17 protein-coding genes are annotated in these 20,073 nt (G+C 60.5%); 8 read left to right on the top strand and 9 right to left on the bottom strand.

Translation table 11 applies throughout. The features are described from left to right. Nucleotides 1–13: 13 nt before the first annotated feature. From pheS to FH08_RS0114420, 4 genes are all read left to right on the top strand, one after another. Entirely contained in the window at nt 14–1,027 is a 1,014-nt protein-coding gene (gene pheS, locus FH08_RS0114435) for a phenylalanine--tRNA ligase subunit alpha (protein WP_031359003.1), read from the top strand. A gap of 106 nt (nt 1,028–1,133) precedes the next feature. After that, entirely contained in the window at nt 1,134–3,569 is a 2,436-nt protein-coding gene (gene pheT, locus FH08_RS0114430; protein ID WP_031359002.1) for a phenylalanine--tRNA ligase subunit beta, read from the top strand. Nucleotides 3,570–3,616: 47 nt separating this feature from the next. Then, on the top strand, nt 3,617–4,027 hold the full coding sequence (locus FH08_RS0114425) for an integration host factor subunit alpha (RefSeq protein WP_031359001.1): 411 nt from the start codon (nt 3,617–3,619) through the stop codon (nt 4,025–4,027). Between the two features lie 87 nt (nt 4,028–4,114). Further along, the gene (locus FH08_RS0114420; protein ID WP_031359000.1) at nt 4,115–4,501 is read left to right on the top strand and encodes a MerR family transcriptional regulator; all 387 of its coding nucleotides are present in this window, start codon (nt 4,115–4,117) and stop codon (nt 4,499–4,501) included. A 142-nt stretch (nt 4,502–4,643) separates the two neighbouring features. Here the strand turns inward: FH08_RS0114420 and FH08_RS0114415 are convergent, their stop codons facing one another. Beyond that, a complete protein-coding gene (locus FH08_RS0114415) occupies nt 4,644–4,889 on the bottom strand; it encodes a hypothetical protein (protein WP_031358999.1) in 246 nt (81 codons plus the stop codon). A gap of 672 nt (nt 4,890–5,561) precedes the next feature. Here FH08_RS0114415 and FH08_RS0114405 point away from each other — a divergent pair. Together FH08_RS0114405 and FH08_RS0114400 are read left to right on the top strand one after the other, a co-directional pair. Continuing rightward, entirely contained in the window at nt 5,562–6,032 is a 471-nt protein-coding gene (locus FH08_RS0114405) for a VOC family protein (RefSeq protein WP_031358998.1), read from the top strand. Between the two features lie 304 nt (nt 6,033–6,336). Continuing rightward, nucleotides 6,337–6,663, top strand: a complete 327-nt coding sequence (locus FH08_RS0114400) for an NIPSNAP family protein (RefSeq protein ID WP_031358997.1) — start codon at nt 6,337–6,339, stop codon at nt 6,661–6,663. A gap of 124 nt (nt 6,664–6,787) precedes the next feature. Here the strand turns inward: FH08_RS0114400 and FH08_RS0114395 are convergent, their stop codons facing one another. From FH08_RS0114395 to FH08_RS0114365, 6 genes are all read right to left on the bottom strand, one after another. After that, the gene (locus FH08_RS0114395; RefSeq protein WP_152602830.1) at nt 6,788–7,186 is read right to left on the bottom strand and encodes a hypothetical protein; all 399 of its coding nucleotides are present in this window, start codon (nt 7,184–7,186) and stop codon (nt 6,788–6,790) included. 326 nt (nt 7,187–7,512) lie between these two features. Further along, nucleotides 7,513–7,851, bottom strand: coding sequence for a hypothetical protein (locus FH08_RS48425; RefSeq protein WP_235210365.1), 339 nt, complete (start codon nt 7,849–7,851; stop codon nt 7,513–7,515). Between the two features lie 41 nt (nt 7,852–7,892). Then, nucleotides 7,893–8,624, bottom strand: coding sequence for an ABC transporter ATP-binding protein (locus tag FH08_RS0114380; protein ID WP_031358994.1), 732 nt, complete (start codon nt 8,622–8,624; stop codon nt 7,893–7,895). Then, nucleotides 8,612–10,420, bottom strand: coding sequence for an ABC transporter permease subunit (locus FH08_RS0114375; RefSeq protein WP_031358993.1), 1,809 nt, complete (start codon nt 10,418–10,420; stop codon nt 8,612–8,614). Before FH08_RS0114375 ends, FH08_RS0114380 begins: the two co-directional genes overlap by 13 nt. Nucleotides 10,421–10,423: 3 nt before the next feature. Continuing rightward, on the bottom strand, nt 10,424–11,323 hold the full coding sequence (locus FH08_RS0114370; RefSeq protein ID WP_031358992.1) for a branched-chain amino acid ABC transporter permease: 900 nt from the start codon (nt 11,321–11,323) through the stop codon (nt 10,424–10,426). A 27-nt stretch (nt 11,324–11,350) separates the two neighbouring features. After that, nucleotides 11,351–12,550, bottom strand: a complete 1,200-nt coding sequence (locus FH08_RS0114365; RefSeq protein WP_031358991.1) for a branched-chain amino acid ABC transporter substrate-binding protein — start codon at nt 12,548–12,550, stop codon at nt 11,351–11,353. Between the two features lie 285 nt (nt 12,551–12,835). On the opposite strand from FH08_RS0114365, the gene FH08_RS0114360 reads away from it, so the two are divergent. Both FH08_RS0114360 and FH08_RS0114355 read left to right on the top strand, forming a co-directional pair. Beyond that, entirely contained in the window at nt 12,836–14,080 is a 1,245-nt protein-coding gene (locus tag FH08_RS0114360) for a D-amino acid dehydrogenase (RefSeq protein ID WP_031358990.1), read from the top strand. Continuing rightward, nucleotides 14,077–14,853: an aspartate/glutamate racemase family protein gene (locus tag FH08_RS0114355; protein ID WP_031358989.1), complete on the top strand. Its 777-nt coding sequence runs from the start codon at nt 14,077–14,079 to the stop codon at nt 14,851–14,853. The genes FH08_RS0114360 and FH08_RS0114355 overlap by 4 nt, the downstream gene beginning before the upstream one ends. 108 nt (nt 14,854–14,961) lie before the next feature. Here the strand turns inward: FH08_RS0114355 and FH08_RS0114350 are convergent, their stop codons facing one another. Continuing rightward, entirely contained in the window at nt 14,962–17,712 is a 2,751-nt protein-coding gene (locus FH08_RS0114350) for a UPF0182 family protein (RefSeq protein WP_031358988.1), read from the bottom strand. 308 nt (nt 17,713–18,020) lie between these two features. Next, the gene (gene fusA / locus FH08_RS0114345; protein ID WP_031358987.1) at nt 18,021–20,072 is read right to left on the bottom strand and encodes an elongation factor G; all 2,052 of its coding nucleotides are present in this window, start codon (nt 20,070–20,072) and stop codon (nt 18,021–18,023) included. Nucleotide 20,073 lies beyond the last annotated feature (1 nt).

Raw genomic sequence — 20,073 nt, 5'->3', positions numbered from 1 at the left:
AATGATGGGATCAATGGATCTGGACCAGATTGTCGCCGACGCGCGAAATGCCTTCGAAAATGCCGCCGATGCGGTCACGCTCGAAAATGAAAAGGCCCGCTTTCTTGGTAAGTCCGGGGTGCTCACGGATCTGCTGAAAGGCTTGGGCAAACTCGATCCTGAAGCCCGCAAGACCGAAGGTGCACGTATCAACGCGGTCAAGCAGCAGGTGGAAGCAGCGCTGAACGCGCGCCGTCAGGCGCTGGCGGATGTGTTGCTGAATCAGCGGCTTGCATCGGAATCGATCGATGTTACGTTGCCTGGCCGTGGTCTCGGCGCCGGCAGCCTGCATCCGGTCATGCGCACGTGGGAACGCGTGGAACAGATTTTCAGTACGATTGGTTTCGATGTGGCCGACGGCCCCGAAATCGAGACGGACTGGTACAACTTCACTGCACTGAATAGCCCCGAGAATCATCCGGCGCGTTCGATGCAGGACACGTTTTATATCGACGGCAAGGATGCGGATGGCCGGCAACTGCTGCTGCGCACGCATACCAGCCCGATGCAGGTGCGCTACGCGCGCATGAATAACCCGCCTATCAAGGTGATCGTGCCGGGTCGGACGTATCGGGTGGACAGCGACGCTACGCATTCGCCCATGTTCAATCAGGTCGAAGGGCTGTGGATTGAAGAGAACATCAGCTTCGCCGACCTGAAGGGCGTGTACTCCGACTTCCTGAAGAAATTCTTCGAGCGCGACGACATTCTCGTGCGCTTCCGCCCGTCGTATTTCCCGTTTACCGAGCCGTCCGCCGAAATCGACATGATGTTCGAGCACGGCAAGAACGCCGGAAAATGGCTGGAAATCTCGGGCTCGGGACAAGTGCATCCGAACGTGATCCGCAACATGGGACTCGACCCGGAACGGTATATCGGTTTTGCATTCGGCAGCGGCCTCGAACGCCTGACCATGCTGCGTTATGGCGTGCAGGACCTGCGCCTGTTCTTCGAAAACGATCTGCGTTTCCTCGAGCAATTTGCCTGACCTAAACGTTGCGCAAGCTGCTGCGGGCCGTTGTCCGGACCTGGTAACGTAAAAGTCCGGACGCAGACACGACTTATGTCGAACCTCATTTCGAAACTAGACACACATGCAATTCCCGGAATCCTGGCTTAGAACTTTCGTCGATCCCAAGCTCTCGACCGATGAACTCTCGCACGCGCTGACCATGGTGGGTCTCGAAGTGGAAGGCCTCACGCCCGTCGCGCCGCCGACCACGAAGATCGTCGTCGGGCAGGTGCTCGAAGTGGCGAAGCATCCGAACGCCGACAAGCTCAACGTGTGTCAGGTCGACGCCGGCACCGGCGAGACGCTGACCATTGTGTGCGGTGCGCCGAACGTGTCGCCGGGAATCAAGGTGCCGGTCGCGCTGGTCGGCGCTGAGTTGCCGCCGGCGGAAGCGGGCGGTGCGCCATTCGCGATCAAGCTGTCCAAACTGCGCGGCGTGGAAAGCCAGGGCATGTTGTGCTCGGCGCGCGAACTGAAGCTGTCGGAAGATCACAGCGGTTTGCTGATCCTGCCCGCCGATACCCCGATCGGCCAGGACATTCGCCAGACGCTCAACCTCGACGACACCGTTTTCGAGATCAAGCTCACGCCGAACAAGGCCGATTGTTTGTCGGTATTCGGCGTCGCGCGGGAAACCGCCGCCATCACGGGCGCGCCGTTGCATGCGCTTGAGATGCCGCCGGTTGCTGTTTCTATCGATGAAATCCTGCCGGTCAAGGTGCTGGCGCCGGATCTCTGCGGACGCTTCTCGGGCCGCGTGATTCGCGGCGTGAACGCGCACGCAAAAACGCCGCACTGGATGGTCGAGCGTCTCGAACGCTCGGGTCAGCGCAGCATTTCCGCACTCGTCGATATCTCGAATTACGTGATGCTCGAACTCGGCCGCCCATCGCACGTGTTTGATCTCGACAAGATCCACGGTGGTATTGAAGTGCGCTGGGGAAAGAAGGGCGAGACGCTCAAGCTGCTGAACGGCAACACGGTGGAACTCGATGAAACCGTCGGTGTGATCGCGGACGACCGCCACGTGGAAAGCCTCGCCGGAATCATGGGCGGAGACAGCACGGCCGTTTCGCTCGACACGACCAACATTTACCTTGAAGCCGCGTTCTGGTGGCCGGACAGCATCCGTGGCCGCGCGCGCAAGTACAACTTTTCCACCGACGCGGCGCATCGCTTCGAGCGCGGCGTGGATTATTCGACGACCGTCGAGCATATCGAGCGCATTTCCAGGCTGATCCTCGATATTTGCGGCGGTAACGCAGGTCCTGTAGACGACCAGACGCTCAACGTGCCGACACGCGAGCCGGTGAGCATGCGCGTATCGCGCGCGAACCGGATCATCGGCGTGAAAATTGACGCTGAAGAAATCGCGCAGATTTTCACGCGGCTTGGACTGACGTTCACGCGACAGGGCGACACGTTTGCCGTCACGCCGCCGCCGTATCGATTCGACATCGAAATTGAAGAAGACTTGATCGAAGAAGTCGCGCGCATTTATGGCTTCGAAAAAATTCCGGCGCGCCCGCCGGTCGCGATCAGTGAAATGCGTCCGACCAACGAGACGAAGCGTTCCATTCACGTGCTGCGCCACGCCGTAGCCGCGCGCGATTACGCGGAAACGGTGAACTTCAGTTTCGTCGATGCCGAATGGGAAGCGGATTTCGCCGGCAACACGAATCCCGTGAAATTGCTGAATCCGATCGCGAGCCAGCTTTCGGTCATGCGCACCACGTTGTTCGGCAGCCTGATCAGCGTGCTGCGCTACAACCTGAATCGGCGCGCGGACCGGATTCGCGTGTTCGAAGCGGGTCGCGTGTTCCTGCACGATCCGGCGATCAAGGCAGGCGAACTGGCCATTGAAGGTTTCGACCAGCCGAAAATGATCGGCGGCCTGGCTTATGGTCCGGCGTTCGAAGAGCAATGGGGCGCAAAGCCGTCACGCGGCGTCGATTTCTTCGACGTAAAAGGCGACGTGGAAGCGCTGTTCGCGCCGGTCGTGCCGCGTTTCGTGAAAGCGGAACATCCGGCGCTGCATCCGGGACGCAGCGCCCGGATCGAAATTGACGGCCGGGCGGTGGGCTGGATCGGTGACCTGCATCCGCGCTGGATGCAGAAATACGATTTGCCCCACGCGCCGGTTTTGTTCGAAATCGAAGCTGAAGCGCTGATGCAACGCGCATTGCCGGTACCGTCCGAGGTGCCGAAATTCCCGCCGGTTCGCCGCGATATTGCGATTGTCGTGGACCAGAAAGTGGAGGTGCAGGCGCTCATCGACGAGCTGGAAAGTGCTCGTTCGGAGCCCGCCTGCAAGCATGTCGCGAGGGTTGCTTTATTCGACGAATTTCGTCCAAAATCAAGCACTTCCGGTGGGTTGGACGCGCACGAGAAAAGCCTTGCCTTCCGTGTAACGTTGCAAGATACTGGCGGGACGCTTCAGGACGAAACGGTCGAAACGGCCATCAAAACAATGGTGGAACGCTTGGCTCGAGTACATGGCGCGCGATTGCGCGGATAGCCTGCAGTTGGCACCCTCCGTCTTCATCGTTACGCCATTTTTTCGATATGAACCAAATGAACTCGAGTGATTTCGAAGCCCTTCTTTCGGCGCAACGCAGCGCCATGATCCGAGATGTTCCCACTTCGAACGGTGCGGCAACGGCAGAAACGCCTACGCTGACAAAAGCCGAATTGGCCGAAATGCTATTTGACCATGTCGGGTTGAATAAGCGCGAAGCCAAAGATATGGTGGAAGCGTTTTTCGAGGTCATTCGCGACGCGCTTGAAAGCGGCGACAGTGTCAAGCTATCCGGCTTTGGTAACTTTCAGCTACGCGACAAACCGCAGCGTCCCGGACGTAATCCAAAAACGGGGGAAGCTATTCCTATCGCGGCGCGTCGTGTTGTCACGTTTCATGCGAGTCAGAAGTTGAAAGCGCTGGTGGAAGCCGGTGCTGAAAACAGTTTCGGCCGCTGAAGTGACGGGCATTTGCCATGTGCTGCCCGAGCGCTTATTAGCGACATTAGCCCCATTCGCGACATTCACCCTATTGGTTGATTGACGATGGAAAAAGTCGTCCTGCCCCCGATTCCAGCCAAGCGCTACTTCACCATCGGTGAGGTCAGCGAGTTATGCGGCGTCAAGCCGCACGTGCTGCGCTACTGGGAACAGGAGTTCACGCAACTGAGGCCCGTCAAGCGGCGTGGCAACCGCCGCTATTATCAGCATCACGAAGTGCTGCTGATCCGCCGCATTCGTGAATTGCTTTATGAGCAGGGTTTTACGATCAATGGCGCGCGCAATCGGCTCGATTCACATGGACGTCCGAACGGTTCGGCTGATATCGAGGACACGCAGGAAAGTGGTGCGGTTCCCCAGGTAAATGTAGCGGTCGATGTCGATCAATTGCGCAAGGACATTCTGCAAGTGATCGATTTACTGGGTGGATGACGACTAACGGAATCACCGGCTGGATTCAAGCAGAAACACAAGCAAAAAGGCGTCGCGATTAATCAGCGACGCCTTTTTTTATTTTTGATCGGACCGGGAGCGCACGCTCGGTTTTACGAACTTTAAGCTTCGCCCGGAGCCGTTATTTTCGAGCGTTGTCGCGTTTGAGTTCCAGGATCGGCAAATCTGGTTCTGAAAGCATTGCCTTCAGGACGTCATCCGCAAATTCCTCAACCACCGCATGCCATTCAATCGTGCCAACCGGAAAATCGCCGGGGCATTTCTTCCCCTGCGCCTTCCGGATTGCACCGACGCTCAGACTCAACGCTCGCGCCCTCATAAAGGTCGGATCGTTTGAGTCGGCTGGCGGGTTGATTTCGTGGTCCATACATCGGCTTTCGGCATTGGGTGAAAAAACTTTAGGGTAAATCTGGCGAAAATATTTATGCGCCGGAAGTCGCCGGAACATGAGTGTACACAAGCAAAACATTGGCCGGAGAGCGCAAAACGGGGACATAACCCGTAACGACACGAATCCACTGATTGCTTCAACCCGCGTTCAGCAGGTCTCGTGATTCGGGAGCGCTATAAGGGAGCGCGGCATGGCGGAGACATTAAGCGTCGCGGTCATCGGTGCGGGAATGACGGGCGAAGTTCACACCCGAGCGATACGGTTCCCGGCGCAACGGTGTCCGGCATTGCGTCATCGAATCAAAGCCGCGCGGAGCAGGCAAACGCGTAAAGCGCATGCGCAAATCAACCCACGGCACAGGTTTTTAAGCGGTCTCTCCACTATGCGCTGTCAAAGAAACGACCGGTTCGTTGCGGGACAATAGACGCGCGAAGCGGTTCGTTCGATACTCGTTGGCCACTGGCGCTCATGTTTGCCACAAGTCAACAACCTCACCAGCCTTGGCAACCAACCTTCGTTCGAAGGAACAAAAAAAGTTTGCCTGACGTGTCGATTTGCGGGCCGATTGCACGTCATGTCGACAGAGGGCGCGTGTTCCGCGCCGTCTTCCAGTTGGTTGGTCAACCCGTTACATCCAGGAGCAAAGCAATGTCGAATTCAGCTGTCAAACCGATCCCCGAAGGGATGCATACGATCACGCCTCACCTGGTTTGCAAGGGCGCATCCGACGCCATCGAGTTCTATAAAAAAGCATTCAATGCAGTCGAGCAAATGCGTTTGCCCGGCCCCGACGGCACGGTCATGCACGCCATGCTGGGCATCGGCGACTCGACGCTGATGCTGGCTGAGGAATTCCCGAACTGTGGCCATAGCGGCCCGTTGACGCTGAAAGGCTCGCCCGTCACGCTGCATTTGTATGTGAAAGACGTGGATTCCGCTTTTGCGCAGGCTGTCGAAGCCGGTGCAAAGGTCACCATGCCTGTCACCGATATGTTCTGGGGCGACCGCTATGGTCAGATCGAGGATCCATTTGGTCATCGCTGGTCGCTCGCGACGCATACCCGCGATCTGACCCAGGATGAGATCCAGGAAGGCATGTCCAAGATGGCGCCGATGTAATTCGGCTACTTCAGTTCGAGAGGCAGCAGGGCGCTGCGTATTAACATCACTGACATCCCAGACGTGTCAGTCCGCGCCGCCATACCGGGCTGCTGCCAATTCGTTGGTTATGACGTCGATACCGAGGGTCTTAATACGGCCTCCGTCGCCGTCGAGCAGGCTTGATGCCCTCAAGCCTGCAGCCGATGTTTGCCTGACCCCAAGCGGGCTGCGTCAAACGCCGGTACGATCCCTCGTGGTGAATTGGTGAATTCCAACCGCAGCGGGTTTGATCGCTGCATTACTCCGTGTCCATGAGGCTTAAATGATTGTTGAAATGCGTATTTATCACTGCGCGCCGGGTCGTCTGCCCGCGTTGAACGACCGGTTCTCGAACATTACACTCGATTTTTTCAAGAAATACGGAATCGAACCGATCGGGTTCTGGACCACGCTGGCTGGTCCGAGCAACCATACGCTGACCTACTTGCTGAAATGGGAAAGCCTGGCCGAGCGCGAAACCAAGTGGAACGCGTTTCAGGCCGATGCAGAGTGGATTGCGAAGCGTGCCGAAACCGAGGCAAAGCAGATTATTGTCGAGAGGATCGAAAATCAATTTCTGTCGCCGACAGCGTATTCCGCTTTGCGTTGATGGTTTGATGCAGCTTTAAGCTATAGATGGTTCGATGCGCCCGGTCATCGGATTCGATAACCGGGCGTTTTTGTAGCCGGCCAATCGATCGAGCGGGCGAGCTAGCGTGCCAGATGCGGCGATGTCATGCGGCGTTAGCCGAACACGTGCTGTCCGCCTTCGTCGATGATCCCCGCGAAGCCCTGCGTCGCGGCGGTGCGGGTTGCGCGATCTCCGGCAAGCATCCGTGCGCCTGAAAGTAGTCGACCAGTTCTACAGCCGCCCGATAATCGCGCTGATTGAACCAGCCTTTCAGCGCGTCGAGAAACGTGTGGACGGCTTGATCGCCGTAATCCTTCGTGACTTCAGCAACGGCTTCGGCAAGTGCGTTGTTGCGCTGTGATGCGGACAACGTGCTCGCAATATGCGAAGCGCTTCTCGATACGATCATTGCCTGGGCGGGCCACAATTTGCTGGCGAATGTGGCGTTGGTATTGCGAGCCCGGCTCGTTCTGTATGTCCGACGTTGTTGACTGGTGCTCATGTGTGTAACCCCGGTTTCAGCAGATCAGTCGGCGATGAAAACAATCCGCGGCTGTCTGCTTGGTTTTTTATATTTTGTTGAAAGCAGTGTGTCCGGATCGTGATTTGTTACCGCGATGCACCGACTGAACACGTTAAAAATGCCGCCTCAAATAGCGATGCGCTCATGCATGGATCTATACGCCGCGGAGGCGGCATTGGATGCGTGCGGCGCAGCAAATTTCGCTTTACGCGACCATAATCCGACCGCCATCGGCTCCGTCGAAAAGTGGAAGCGGCTTGCTTGGACTCGCAAACGATTGCCGGGCGCCGCATTCATTTTTCAGCCTAGAGCGGCATCAACAAAATCGTCAAAACCTCACCTGCCGTGGCTATCGCAACGGCAGATTCGACCAGGTTCGTGGTGAGGAACGTCCACAGGCTGACATCGTCTCTGAACTGATTCCACGTTCCGAAAAAACCGAGCGACAGGATCAGCCCGAAGAGCAGGCTGAATGCGATTGCCGCGGACAGCCACTTGTTGTGATCGAGACTGCCCGGTGAAAACGCGAGCGCGCTCAGACAGAGCAATTGCGCGGCGAGAACTACCAGTACCCCTGGATGGTATTGGACACCTTTGTACGTGAACGAACGCGACATGCGTGAGCGTTCATATCTGTTCCCCATGGCGTCCTCCTTGAATCGTGGACTTTTGACCCGTTCACGGATCACTCTGTCGCCGCTGCGCTGCCGCCAAGATACGCGGCGCGGACGCGGCTGTCCTGCGCCAGATCCCTGGCTGGGCCGGCCAGCGCAATGCGGCCGCTTTCCAGCACGTAGGCTCGATGAGCGATCCGCAGCGCCTGACGCGCGTTCTGTTCGACGAGAAGGATCGATGTGCCTTCGTTGCAGATGTCGGCAATCATGCCGAAAATCGCGCGAACCAGTTTCGGCGCCAGCCCCATGGACGGTTCGTCCAGCACGATTATGCGCGGGCGCAGCATCAGGGCGCGTGCAATCGCCAGCATCTGTTGTTCGCCGCCGCTGAGCGTCCCCGCCTGCTGGCTGCGTCGCTCACCAAGCCGCGGAAAAGTCTGATAGACGTGGTCTATCCGCTGCGCCATCACGGCGCTGTCGCGCCGGATCAGATAGCCGCCGAGCTGCAGGTTTTCCTCGACAGTCAGCGCGCCGAACATGCGGCGGCCCTCCGGCACGTGGCCGAGACCCAGCGCCACGATCTGGTGAGCCCGCAGTGCGTTCAGCCGCTGCCCGGCCATCACGATCTCTCCCGCCCGTGGGCGAATCAGGCCGGAAACGGATCGCAGCGTGGTGGTCTTCCCCGCGCCGTTGCTGCCGAGCAATGCAACGATCTCACCTTCCCCCACGTCGAGGGAGATGCCATGCAGAACTTCCACGTTCCCATAGCTCACGTGAAGATCGCGGATTTCTAGGAGTCCCACAGCGATGCCTCCCCGGCAGCATCGTCGGCGGCCTCATCTTTTCCGTCCGTACCGAGATAGGCGTCGATCACACGCGGGTTGGCCTGGATCTCCGACGGCAGGCCCTCGGCAATGATGACACCATGGTCCATGACGATAATCCGATCCGACACGCCCATCACCAGCATCATGTCGTGTTCGATCAGCAGCACCGTGACGCCAAGATCCCGGATACGCCGGATCAACTCCATCAGCGCATGCTTCTCGGTCGGGTTCATCCCCGCCGCGGGCTCGTCCAGCAACAGCAGGCGCGGGTTGCTGGCGAGGGCGCGGGCAATCTCCAGCCTGCGCTGATCGCCGTAGGGCAGGTCGGCCGCGCGTTCACCTGCCCGAGCGCCCAGGCTGACGAAGCCGAGCCAGCTCATGCCTTCCGACGCATGATCCGCTGCCTCGGCACGCGCGGAGGGCCACGCGACCAGCTCGGCCCACAGCCACGTCCGAAGCCGATGATCCATGCCTATCAGCACGTTCTCGAGCGCCGTCATGTTGGCGAACAGGCGGATGCCCTGGAAGGTGCGCGCCATACCGCGATGGACGATGCGATGCGGCGCTCCTCCGACCAGAGAGGAGCCCTGCCAGAGAACCTGACCGCCGGTCGTGCGAATCACACCGGTGAGGCAGTTGAACACCGTTGTCTTGCCGGCGCCATTCGGGCCGATCAGACTGACAATTTCACCGCTCTTCACGGTAAAACTGACACCGCCGACTGCCTGCACGCCGCCGAACCGGCGTTGCATGCCGTTCACCTCGAGCAGGACTTCACCGGTGGTGGTCTCCCGGGGCAAAGGCGTTGTCGCGCCGCCGGCATCCTTGCGCGGGGGCGCCACGCGGCGCAGCGGCGCCGGCCACAGCCCTTGTGGCCGCAGCAGCATCAGGATCACAAGCCCGATTGCAAAAGCGAAGATGCGCCAAAGGTTGAGGAAACGCAGCATCTCGGGCAGGCCGGCAACGATGACGGCACCCAGGATCACGCCAGGAATGCTGCCCCGGCCGCCGAGCACGACAACGATCAGGATGGTGACGGACTGCAGATAGGTGAAGCCGGTCGGGTCGATGGTCCCGAAACGCGCCGCGAACAGGCTGCCCCCGAAACCGCCGATCAACGCGCCCATGACGTAGGCGAGCAGTTTGACGCGTAGCGTTGGCACGCCTACGGCCTCGGCCGCGTCCTCATCCTCGCGGATGCTGGTCCAGGCGCGACCGAGCCGCGACTGGCCAAGCCGGATCGCGAACACGAGCACGAGCACGAAGAACGCGATGCCCAGTTCGTAGACCGCACGCGGCGAGCTGATCTCGTAACCGAACAGGCTTGGGCTATCGATGCCGTAGATGCCGTTCGGGCCGCCCGTGATGCGCAGGTTGGTGGCAACGATGCGCGTGATCTCACCGAACCCAAGCGTCACGATCGCCAGATAGTCGCTTCGCAGGCGCAGGGTAGGGTAGCCGATGACGATGCCCGAAGCACCGGCAAACGCCAGACTGAACGGCAGCGTTTCCCAGAACGAGAAGTGCAATAGCGTTTCCAGCAGCGCCGTCGTGTACGCGCCGATGGCGAAGAAGGCTGCATAGCCCAGGTCGAGCAGCCCTGCGTAACCGACTACGATGTTCAGCCCGAGACCCAGGATGCAATAGGTGGCGATGGTCAGGCCCACATCGACGATATAGTTGCTGGCGACAGCCGGCAGCGCCACGGCGGCGGCAAGAAGCGCGACGCCGGCAGGGCGGGACCAACGCGATGACGCCTGCAGTGCGCTCATGGCCTACATTCTCTCGACAACGCGTTCGCCGAACAATCCGGTCGGTTTGATCACGAGCACGGCGATCAGCACGCCGAACACGAAGACATCGGTCCATCGTGAGGAGACATAGCCCGCGCCGAAGGCTTCGAGCAAGCCGATCAGGATGCCGCCCGCCATGGCGCCCGGAATGTTGCCGATGCCGCCGAGAACCGCAGCGGTGAAGGCGCGCAGGCCGAGCACGAAGCCCATGAAGAAATTGATCTGCGTGTAGTAGATCCCTTCCATGACACCTGCCACGGCGGCCAGCGCCGAACCCAGGAAGAAGGTCAACTGGATCAACCGCTCGACATCGATGCCCATCAGGCGCGCCGCGTCCTGATCGATCGCGAGCGCACGCATCGCGGTGCCGATGAACGTACGGTGGACGAAGAAATACAGCGCGATCATCAACGCAAAGCTGGATACGATGATGCCGATTTGTGCAAACGTGACCTGCACGCCCTGGACATCGAATCCTGTGTGGCTGAGCACGTGAGGGTAAGTGTTGAAACCGGCGCCATAGAGCAGCAGGACGCCGTTTTCCAGCGCCAGGGAGACGCCGAGCGCCGTGATCAGAATCGATAACCTCGGTGCGCGCAACAGCGGCTGGTACGCAACCCGCTCGATCGCGAGGCCAAGCGCCCCTGTGACCGCCATCGAAGCCACAAGGGTGATCATCAACGCCAAGGCGAGCGGCACATGCGCCGCAGCAAGCGCAGTCAAACCGGTCCAGCCGATGAAAGCCCCGACCATGAACAAGTCGCCGTGAGCGAAGTTGATCAGCCGGATGATCCCGTAGACCATCGTGTAGCCGAGGGCGACGAGGGCATAGAACGAGCCGATCGTCAGTCCCTCGATCACGAACTGGAAGAAGGTGCTCATAACTTTAAGCGCGACTTTGCGCTGGGCCTACTTCATCGCCATCCAGTGTCCGCTTGCATCCTGCTTCTGGTAGGGCGCGAAAGCACCGTCGCGAACGATGATGGTGATGTACACCGCCACGCTGCGGTCGCCCTTCGGATTGAAGCCGATCGTCCCGGTCGCGCCCGCGTAGTTCGAGATCTTGTGCAGGGCTGCGGTGATCGTGGTGGGCGTCGCCGACTTTGCGTCCGCGATCGCTTTCGCTGTGACCCCGACGGCATCGTATTCATAGACTGAATACGGGCCCGGGCCTTGTCCGTAAGCCTTCGTATAGTCGTCGACGTAGCCATGCGCGGCGCTCAGGAACTGCGCCAGCGGCGCCGTGGTGATGATCATGTCGTTGGCTGCCGGACCGGCTGTTTTCATCAGTGTGGGGTCATTGGTGGCGTCACCGCCCATGAAGGTCATCTTCAGGCCCACTTGCCGCGCCTCCTTCACAAGCAGACCCGCTTCGGAGAAATAGCCGGTGTAGTAGATCACGTCCGGTTTCAACGCGGCGACTCGGGTCAGCGTTGGCGAGTAGTCCATCTGACCGGGCGTGATCGCGTCGTCGTAGACGACCTCGACGCCGCCCTTTTTCAGGGCTTCCACGGTGTTGTCGGCGAGGCCCTTGGAATAGGTCGTGTTGTCATTGATGACGGCTGCCCGCTTTGCATGCAGCGAATTCTTCATGAAACTGGCTGCAAACGGACCCTGCTCGTCGTCACGGCCGATTGTGCGGAATACGTTGTCGTAGCCCATCTCGGTGAGTTTGGGATTGGTCGATGCATCCAGGACGTAAGGAATTCCGGCGCGATGAAATGTCGTGAGTTCCGGTAGCGCCGCGCTGGAGCAATAACCGCCGGCTACCGCGGCGACGCCCGCATCGACCAGTTTCTGCGCTGCCTGCACAGCTGTCTGCGCGTCGCAGGCGTCGTCCTCCGGCACTATTTCGATCTGTTTGCCGAGAACGCCGCCAGCCGCATTTATTTTGGCGGCCGCAAGCTTGGCGCCATTGACGATGTCCGTGCCGGCGTTGGCACTGCTGCCCGACAGCGGCACGGGTACGCCGATCTTGATGGTGGCGCCTTGGCTTTGTGCCAAACCGGGGGCCATGCCGGCGAGCACGGCCACAGCGGCGAGTGCCGCGATTGTCGTTTTCCGAAAGACGCGATCAGCGCCGGACGTGCCATTGTTCTGAGCAATCATGTTAGTGACTCCTTATTGTGAAAGGGATCGGTCGATCCGCCACACGGGGTTGTGGTGGCGTCAGAAAACAACTGAAAACTTACGTTCGCATGCACGTCAGAAGCTGACAGATTGGTAGCAAACTACGGCGTTCATCGCCGCGCAATCATGAAAGCACTCCTTTCATGATAGGTCCCGCCGCACATTTGGACCGTATAGGGTATCTGCGTATAAACCACCCCATGCAAAAGTGTCGACAACATCGTATTTTTGAAAGACGAGCAGCTTTGCATGGAGAGGTCGCGCATGAAATGCGTTGTGCTGGGGGGCGGAATCGCGGGCGTCACGGCTGCCTATTACCTTGCGAAGGAGGGCCGCGAGGTGACGGTGATCGACCGCCAGCCCGGCGTCGCGCTCGAGACCAGCTTTGCCAACGCCGGCCTGGTCGCGCCGGGGCATTCGTATACGTGGGCGTCTCCGCGTGCGCCGAAAATCCTGCTGAAGTCACTCTTCGTTGACGGGCAGGCGCTGCGACTCAAGCTCAACGCGGACCCTCGCATGTGGATCTGGTGCTTCCAGTTCCTGCAAAACTGCACGGCGGCGCGCTCGCGTCAGAACACGACGCGCAAAGTAAAGCTTTGCCGCTACGCACAGAGTCAATTGCAGCAGATCACCGCGGTCGAAGGCTTGCAATACGATGCCATCAGCCGAGGCCTGTTGTATCTCTATCGCGACGAAGCTGCTTTTGCGCGAGGCACGCAGAACATGTCGATCCTCGCGGACAACGGGTTGCGGCTCGAAACGCTCGATGCGGAGCAGGTGGTCGCGCAGGAGCCGGCGCTTGGGCCCGCGCGTGACAAGATCGCCGGCGCGATTTATTGCCCGACTGACGAAAGCGGCGACGCGCACCTGTTCACCCGCGCCCTGAAGGCGGTGTGCGAATCCCTTGGCGTACGTTTCGAATTCAATGCGCCGATCGGTGCGATCGAGGCGTCCGGCGACAAGGTGACCGGAGTGAGTACTCCGGCGGGACTCGTGCAAGGCGACGAGTTCGTCCTCGCGCTCGGTTCCTGGTCGCCTATCGTGGCGCGTTCGTTGGGCTATCGGCTACCCGTGTATCCGGTAAAGGGCTATTCGGCCACGTTCCCTATTGGGCCGAATCACCGTCCCCCGACGCTGGGCGGCGTCGATGAAAACAATCTCCTGGCATGGGCGCGTTTTGGCCAACGGCTGCGCTTTACCGCGACCGCCGAGTTCGCCGGTTATGACACTCGCCATACGCCCGCTGACTTCACCCAGATGTTGCAGGCCGCACGCGACTTGTTCCCCGATGGCGCCGACTATGACAGCCCTTCGTACTGGGCGGGTCTGCGCCCGATGACACCTGAAGGGACGCCGTTGATCGGCCGAACGCGTCACAGGAACCTGTATCTGAACACCGGCCACGGGCACATGGGGTGGACGATGTCGTGTGGCACCGCGAAACTGCTGGTCGACATCATGGCCGGTCGCCAGCCTGAACTTGACATGACAGGGATGACACTGAAATGAGCGCGACTTCAATGCAGGACGATACGTATGTAAGGCTCGATTTCGCGCTGGACGACGGCATCTGCCGGCGGGCCGCCATTGGCCTTGTCGTGCTCGCGACCGACCACACGATCGAACACGAGTGGCGCCACCTGCTGACTCAGGACGGCGTGGCGTTCTACGAAAGCCGCGTGCTCAACTCGCCCGACATCACACCCGAACGGCTGGCGGAAATGGAGGAGCGCATCGCGCCAGCGGTCGCACTGATTCGGCCTGCGGAACGGATCGATGTCGTGGCGTTTGGATGCACGTCGGCATCGATGGTGATCGGCGAGGAAAAGGTATTCGCGCGCATCCGCGAAGCGCGTCCGGGCGTCGCGTGCACCACGCCGATTACCGCCGCGTTTGCCGCGCTACGTGCACTAGGTGTCAAGCGCGCCGGGCTGCTGACGCCCTATGTGCGCTCGATCAACGACTATATGCGCGAGTACATCGAGGCACGTGGCGTCGGCATTACGCGCATGGCGTCGTTCGAACATATGAATGACAACGAGGTGGCGCGGATAGACGCGACCTCCCTGCGAGCCGCAGTCGAGCGCCTTGCACAGAACCCGGACGTGGACGCTGTCTTTGTGTCATGTACCAGCTTGCGCATCGCCGAGCTGATTCCAGAACTTGAGGCGAGGACGGCCAAGCCGGTGATATCCAGCAACTTCGCGATGGCCTGGCACGCGCTGCGGCTAGCAGGCGTGGAAGACCGCGAGCCCCATCTTGGGAGGTTGTTTGCGCTGTGACACGCTGAATCACTTAGCAACATCTGCAGGCGACGTCCGCATTGGAAAAACGGAGCGCGTACTCCCGGCTTATTGCGTTGAGCCGACGCTCTTCCCGTTCCACTCAGGTCACTTCTGATTCTCGGGACGGCCGGCACCGAGCGCTTCGAGCAGCGGCCGGAGGGCATCGAGTTCCGAGCCGAACCCGCTCCAGTCTCCTGCCTTCAACCTCTCGATGGCGCGGTCATAGTGTGCCAGCGCCTCGCGGGCGCGTGCGTCCGCCGTGCCCCGGGGCAACGTCACCGGGGCGGTCTCCTTGAAGAGCGCCGCCAAGGCTTCGCCCAAGGTCTCCTCCATCACCACCCGGTCACCATAGGCGGCGATCACCCGCTTCAACTCGGGTAACTGACCGGACGCCGCGCGCAAGTAGAGCGGGGAGATGTAGAGGATCGAGTTCTCGATCGGCACGACCACAAGATGGCCGCGGATGACCCGCGAGCCCATCTGGTTCCACAGCGAGATCTGCTGCGATATCTCGGTATTTTGCTGAATGCGCGCCTCGATCTGGAACGGCCCATAGACCAGCTTCTCCTTGGGGAAGGTGTAGACGATGAGCTTGCCGTACTCGGGCGGATCGCAACGCGCCGCCAACCAGGCGATCATGTTCTCGCGCTGGCTGGGCACCATCGGCAGCATGAGGACGAACTCGGCGCGTGGCGCCCCGGGGAGCCGCATGATGGTGTAGTAAGGCGTCATTGGCATGGGGGCAGTTCCACCATCGATGCCGGCCAACTCCTGCGGAAACTGCCAGAGATCCTCGCGGTTGTAGAAGACCTCCGGTGCGTCCATATGGTAGGCGCGGTAGAGCTGCGCCTGGATCAGGAAGAGGTCTTCGGGGTAGCGGATATGCTGCTGCAAGTCTTTTGGCATGGCCTCCAAAGGCTTGAACAGACCCGGGAAGATGCGCTGGTAAGTCCGCAGGACAGGATCGGCAGGATCGCTGACATAGAAGTCGACCGTGCCGTTATACGCATCGATCACCACCTTTACCGCGTTGCGGATGTAATTGCTGCCGTCGCTGGTACCCGGCTGGGCGTAGGGGAACCAGCTGCTGGTGGTATAGGCGTCCTGCATCCAGAAAAGGCGCCCGTCGCTCACGACCATATAGGGGTCATGGTCGAGGCTGAGGAACGGCGCGATCGCGCGCACCCGGTCCTGAATGTTGCGGTGGAACAGGATCCGGCTCCGGTCCGTGATGTAGCCGGTCAGCAGGATGTTGGGATCGTCGAACTGCCAGGCGAAGAGGCTGCGTCGGGCCACGCCGCCGACCGCGACACCGTCACGCCCGCTGTAAGTGGTGTAGACGTTGTCTTTCCCCTTGGGGTAGTCGAACTCGGGCACGCTGCCCTTCACGATGACATAGTCCTGATCGCCCCCGCCGAAGTAGAGGCGCGGTTCGCGGATGGCCGGGCCACCGCTGGCGACGGGCGGAATATCCTGCAGATAGAGGGAAGGTAAGCCTTCCGTGGATTTCTCGGTGACCGGCGACATCACGACGCCGTTGCCGTGGGTGAACAGGAGATGCAGGTTCACCCAGGTCTGGGCATTCGCCGGAAGCATCGCCGGCTCCAGTTCGCGCGCCGAGAGCATCACCTGCCGGTAGCCGGCGTCAAGCCGGTAGCGGTCAATGTCCACCGAGAGGAACTTGTAGTAGGTCCTGATCTCCTGCAACTGGGCGTACGTATCCATCAACGGCTGCACATCCCACAGGCGGATGTTGTCGATGGTCGGGCTATTGGCCTGGAGCGAGGCGAGATTTAGCCCCTGCTCGGCCGGAAACGGTTTCACCGCGATCTGCTCGAGGCCGTAGGCCTTTCGCGTCATCGAGATATTGTGTTCGATATACGGCGTCTCCAGTTGCAGCTCGCTCGGCTTGACATAGAAGCGCTGGAACAGCGACGGGTAGATGACGGCAAACGCAAACGAGCTGCCGAACACCAGCAGCACCGAGCCGGCAAGAATTCGATAGCTCCGCAAGCGCATATTGGCCCATGAGGCAAGAGATGCGGCAGCGGCCACGCCAACGAGTAACCACAGGACCGGTAGCTCGACGTGGACATCGGTATAACTGGCGCCGACGACAACACCGTTGTCGCCGTATAGCAGCAGGAAGCGGTCGAGCCCGTAGGACCAGGCCTTCAGCACAAAGAACAAACCGAGCAGTGCCGATCCATGAACGGTGGCGGCGGTTGAGAGTCCACGCGGCATCTGCCCGAGTGCGATGTCGCCGCGCATTCCGTAGACCACACCTGCAACGGCCGCGCTGCAAAAGAGCACCTTCAGCAGCCAATTCTTGAGCGCAATGTAGGCGGGCAGCGCGAAGAGATAGAAGCCTATGTCCTTGCCAAAGATCGGATCGCGCTCGCCGAAGGGCACCTGATGAACGAAGCGAAGCGCCATGTCCCAGCTCGAGATTTCGCCAACGGTGATGAACAACCCCAGGACGATGGCGACGCCTGCGATGGCTGCGCGCCAACGAATGTGCGGCGCGACGCGGTCGGCCAGTTCGCTGATGGCCGCCGACGGACCGAACGAATAGGCCGCTGACACCTGCGAGAATCCGGGCATCCTCGCGTAACGATGCGCGAGAAACCCCGACACCCCTATAGCGCCCGCCGATACGGCGAACCCGGCGACAAAGAGGAGCGCCTGAGCGGAAAGAACCGTCCAGAAAACGTCGACATAGCCGATCGAAGAAAACCACAGCCAGTCGACCAGGACGCCGGTAATTTGCCCGACAACAATCAGGCCAGCGACTAGCGCCGCAACCGTGATCGCGGTGCGTCTCAAGCGCGCGCCTGACCTCACTTGCGACCGCATTGATCACGCTCCTTTGCCGACCCATCAACCATGGCCGGCGGCGACCCCACCATTGTCAGTGTCTACCGTTGATCGGCCGGGAGCGTGGTTCAACGGGTTATCGAACCACCCCTGATAGCCTAAACGCGCAGCCGCGCAATGACTTGCGGCAGATAACGGCAGATGAATAATTGTAGGCCGGGGAACACCACCGAGGACGTCGCCCACGAATTACAGTGCTTCAGGGGGCCGAATGGGTGTTCAACGATCTGTCGTGGGATACGCATGACGGATAAAGGGCAATCCTGAGCACACGAGCGGCGCGCCTCTCAAGATTCCGTGTCCTCGCCATGCCTTTTGTGCTGCGACGCCAGCCGCTCCTGCTGAGCGGGGGGCGCCGGATCGTAGTGGCTGAGCTGGATGTTGTAGTTGCCATGACCGCCCGCGATAGCGTTCAGACGCGACTGATAGTCGTTGAGTTCGGACAGCGGCACTTTCCCCGTGACGACCACCGCGTTGCCGGCGGCCGTGCGTGTGCCATGGACCTGCCCACGCTTGGTGGACAGGTCACCGATGATGTCGCCCATCGCCGCTTCCGGTGTCATCACCTCGATATCCACGATAGGCTCGAGCACGATTGGCTGGGCTTTCAGCACTGCATCGATGAAGGCCTTGCGCCCGGCAGTGACGAATGCAACTTCCTTTGAGTCGACTGAATGACTCTTGCCGTCGAAGACGGTGACTCGCACGTCCTGCATCGGGAAGCCGGCGAGCGGACCGCTCGCGATGACCTGCAGCACGCCCTTTTCCACCGCGGGAATGAACTGTCCGGGGATGGCGCCGCCTTTGACAGCGTCGACGAACTCGAAACCGGTGCCTCGCGGCAGGGGCTCCACGCGCAGCATCACCTCGCCGAATTGCCCGGCGCCACCCGTTTGCTTCTTGTGGCGATAATGCCCCTCAGCCCTGGCACCGATGGTCTCCCGATAGGCGATCTTCGGCGGCCGCGTCACCACCTCGAGCTTGTACTGCTCGGACAGTCGTTCCAGCATGTGCCGCAGGTGCAGCTCGCCCAAGCCTCGCACCACCGTCTCGTTAGTGCCGACGGGGTGGTCGATGCGCAGGCACGGGTCTTCCGCCGTCAACTTTTGCAGTATTTCCCAGAGGCGTTGCTCGTTGCCCCGGCGTGCCGGCTCGATCGCCAGACCATAGATGGAGGTGGGAAAGTCGAGCGGGGTCAGGTGGATGTTGCCGTCTTCGGGAGAGTCATGCAGCACGGCATCGAAACCGATCTCGTCGACCTTGGCCGTGGCGCAGATATCGCCTGGACCTGCCTGGCTGACATCAATGTGTTCTTTGCCTTGCAGCATAAACAGATGCGCGACCCTGAACGGCTGGCGAGCGTCACCAATATAAAGCTGGCTATCGCGCCTGATCGTGCCCTGATGGATGCGAAACACGGCCATCTTGCCGATGTACGGGTCCATCACGATCTTGAAGGCGTGGGCCAGCACATGCTTGTCCGCGACCGGTTCGGCGCGCACGACTTCCCGGCGGTCGCCGGCATCGCGGTAGAAGAGCGGCGGGTTGCCTTCCATGGGGTTGGGCAGGAGCCGGACGAACACGTCGAGCAATTCCGCGATGCCCGCGCCGTTGACTGCCGACGTGAAGCAGATTGGCACCAGATGACCTTCGCGCAGCGCCCGCTCGAAGGGCTCATGCAGCTGCTCCGGGCTGATGGCCTCGCCTTGCTCCAGGTAGAGCTCCATCAAGGCGGCGTCGATCTCGACCACTTGATCGACCAGCGCATTGTGCGCTGCCGCAACCGACAGGAAATCGGCGTCGCCCGCCGGGTTGAAAAAGCAATCCACCACTTGGCGGCTGCGCTGCGCCGGCAGGTTGATCGGTAGGCACGCCTTGCCGAAGGTCTCCTGAATTTGCGTCAAAAGCCCGGGAAGATCGACCTTTTCGCCGTCGATGCCGTTCACGATGATCATTCTGCAGAGCTTGCGATCTTCCGCCCACGCCATCATGCGCCGGGTGGTCATTTCGATGCCCGTCTGCGCATTGATGACGATGGCGGCAGTCTCCACGGCGGGCAGGGCGCTGATCGACGGCCCGAAAAAGTCCGGATAGCCGGGCGTATCCAGCAGATAGATGCGTGAATCGCGGTAGTGCAGATGGGCGACGGCGGAGTTCAGCGAGTGATGGTATTTCCGCTCGAGCGGGTCGAAATCGCAGACCGTGGTACCTCGCTCCACGCTGCCGGGCGCGTGGAGCGCGCCGCCCTGATGCAGCAGCGCTTCGATGAGCGAGGTCTTGCCGCACCCGGCATGCCCGACCAGGGCGATGGTACGGATAGCATCGGGGCTGTAGCGCATG

The organism is Caballeronia sordidicola (genome assembly GCF_000729995.1).
Lineage (GTDB): Bacteria > Pseudomonadota > Gammaproteobacteria > Burkholderiales > Burkholderiaceae > Caballeronia > Caballeronia sordidicola_A.
Note: the sequence above shows the minus strand (reverse complement) of the source record. Positions and strands in the feature narration are given on the sequence as shown.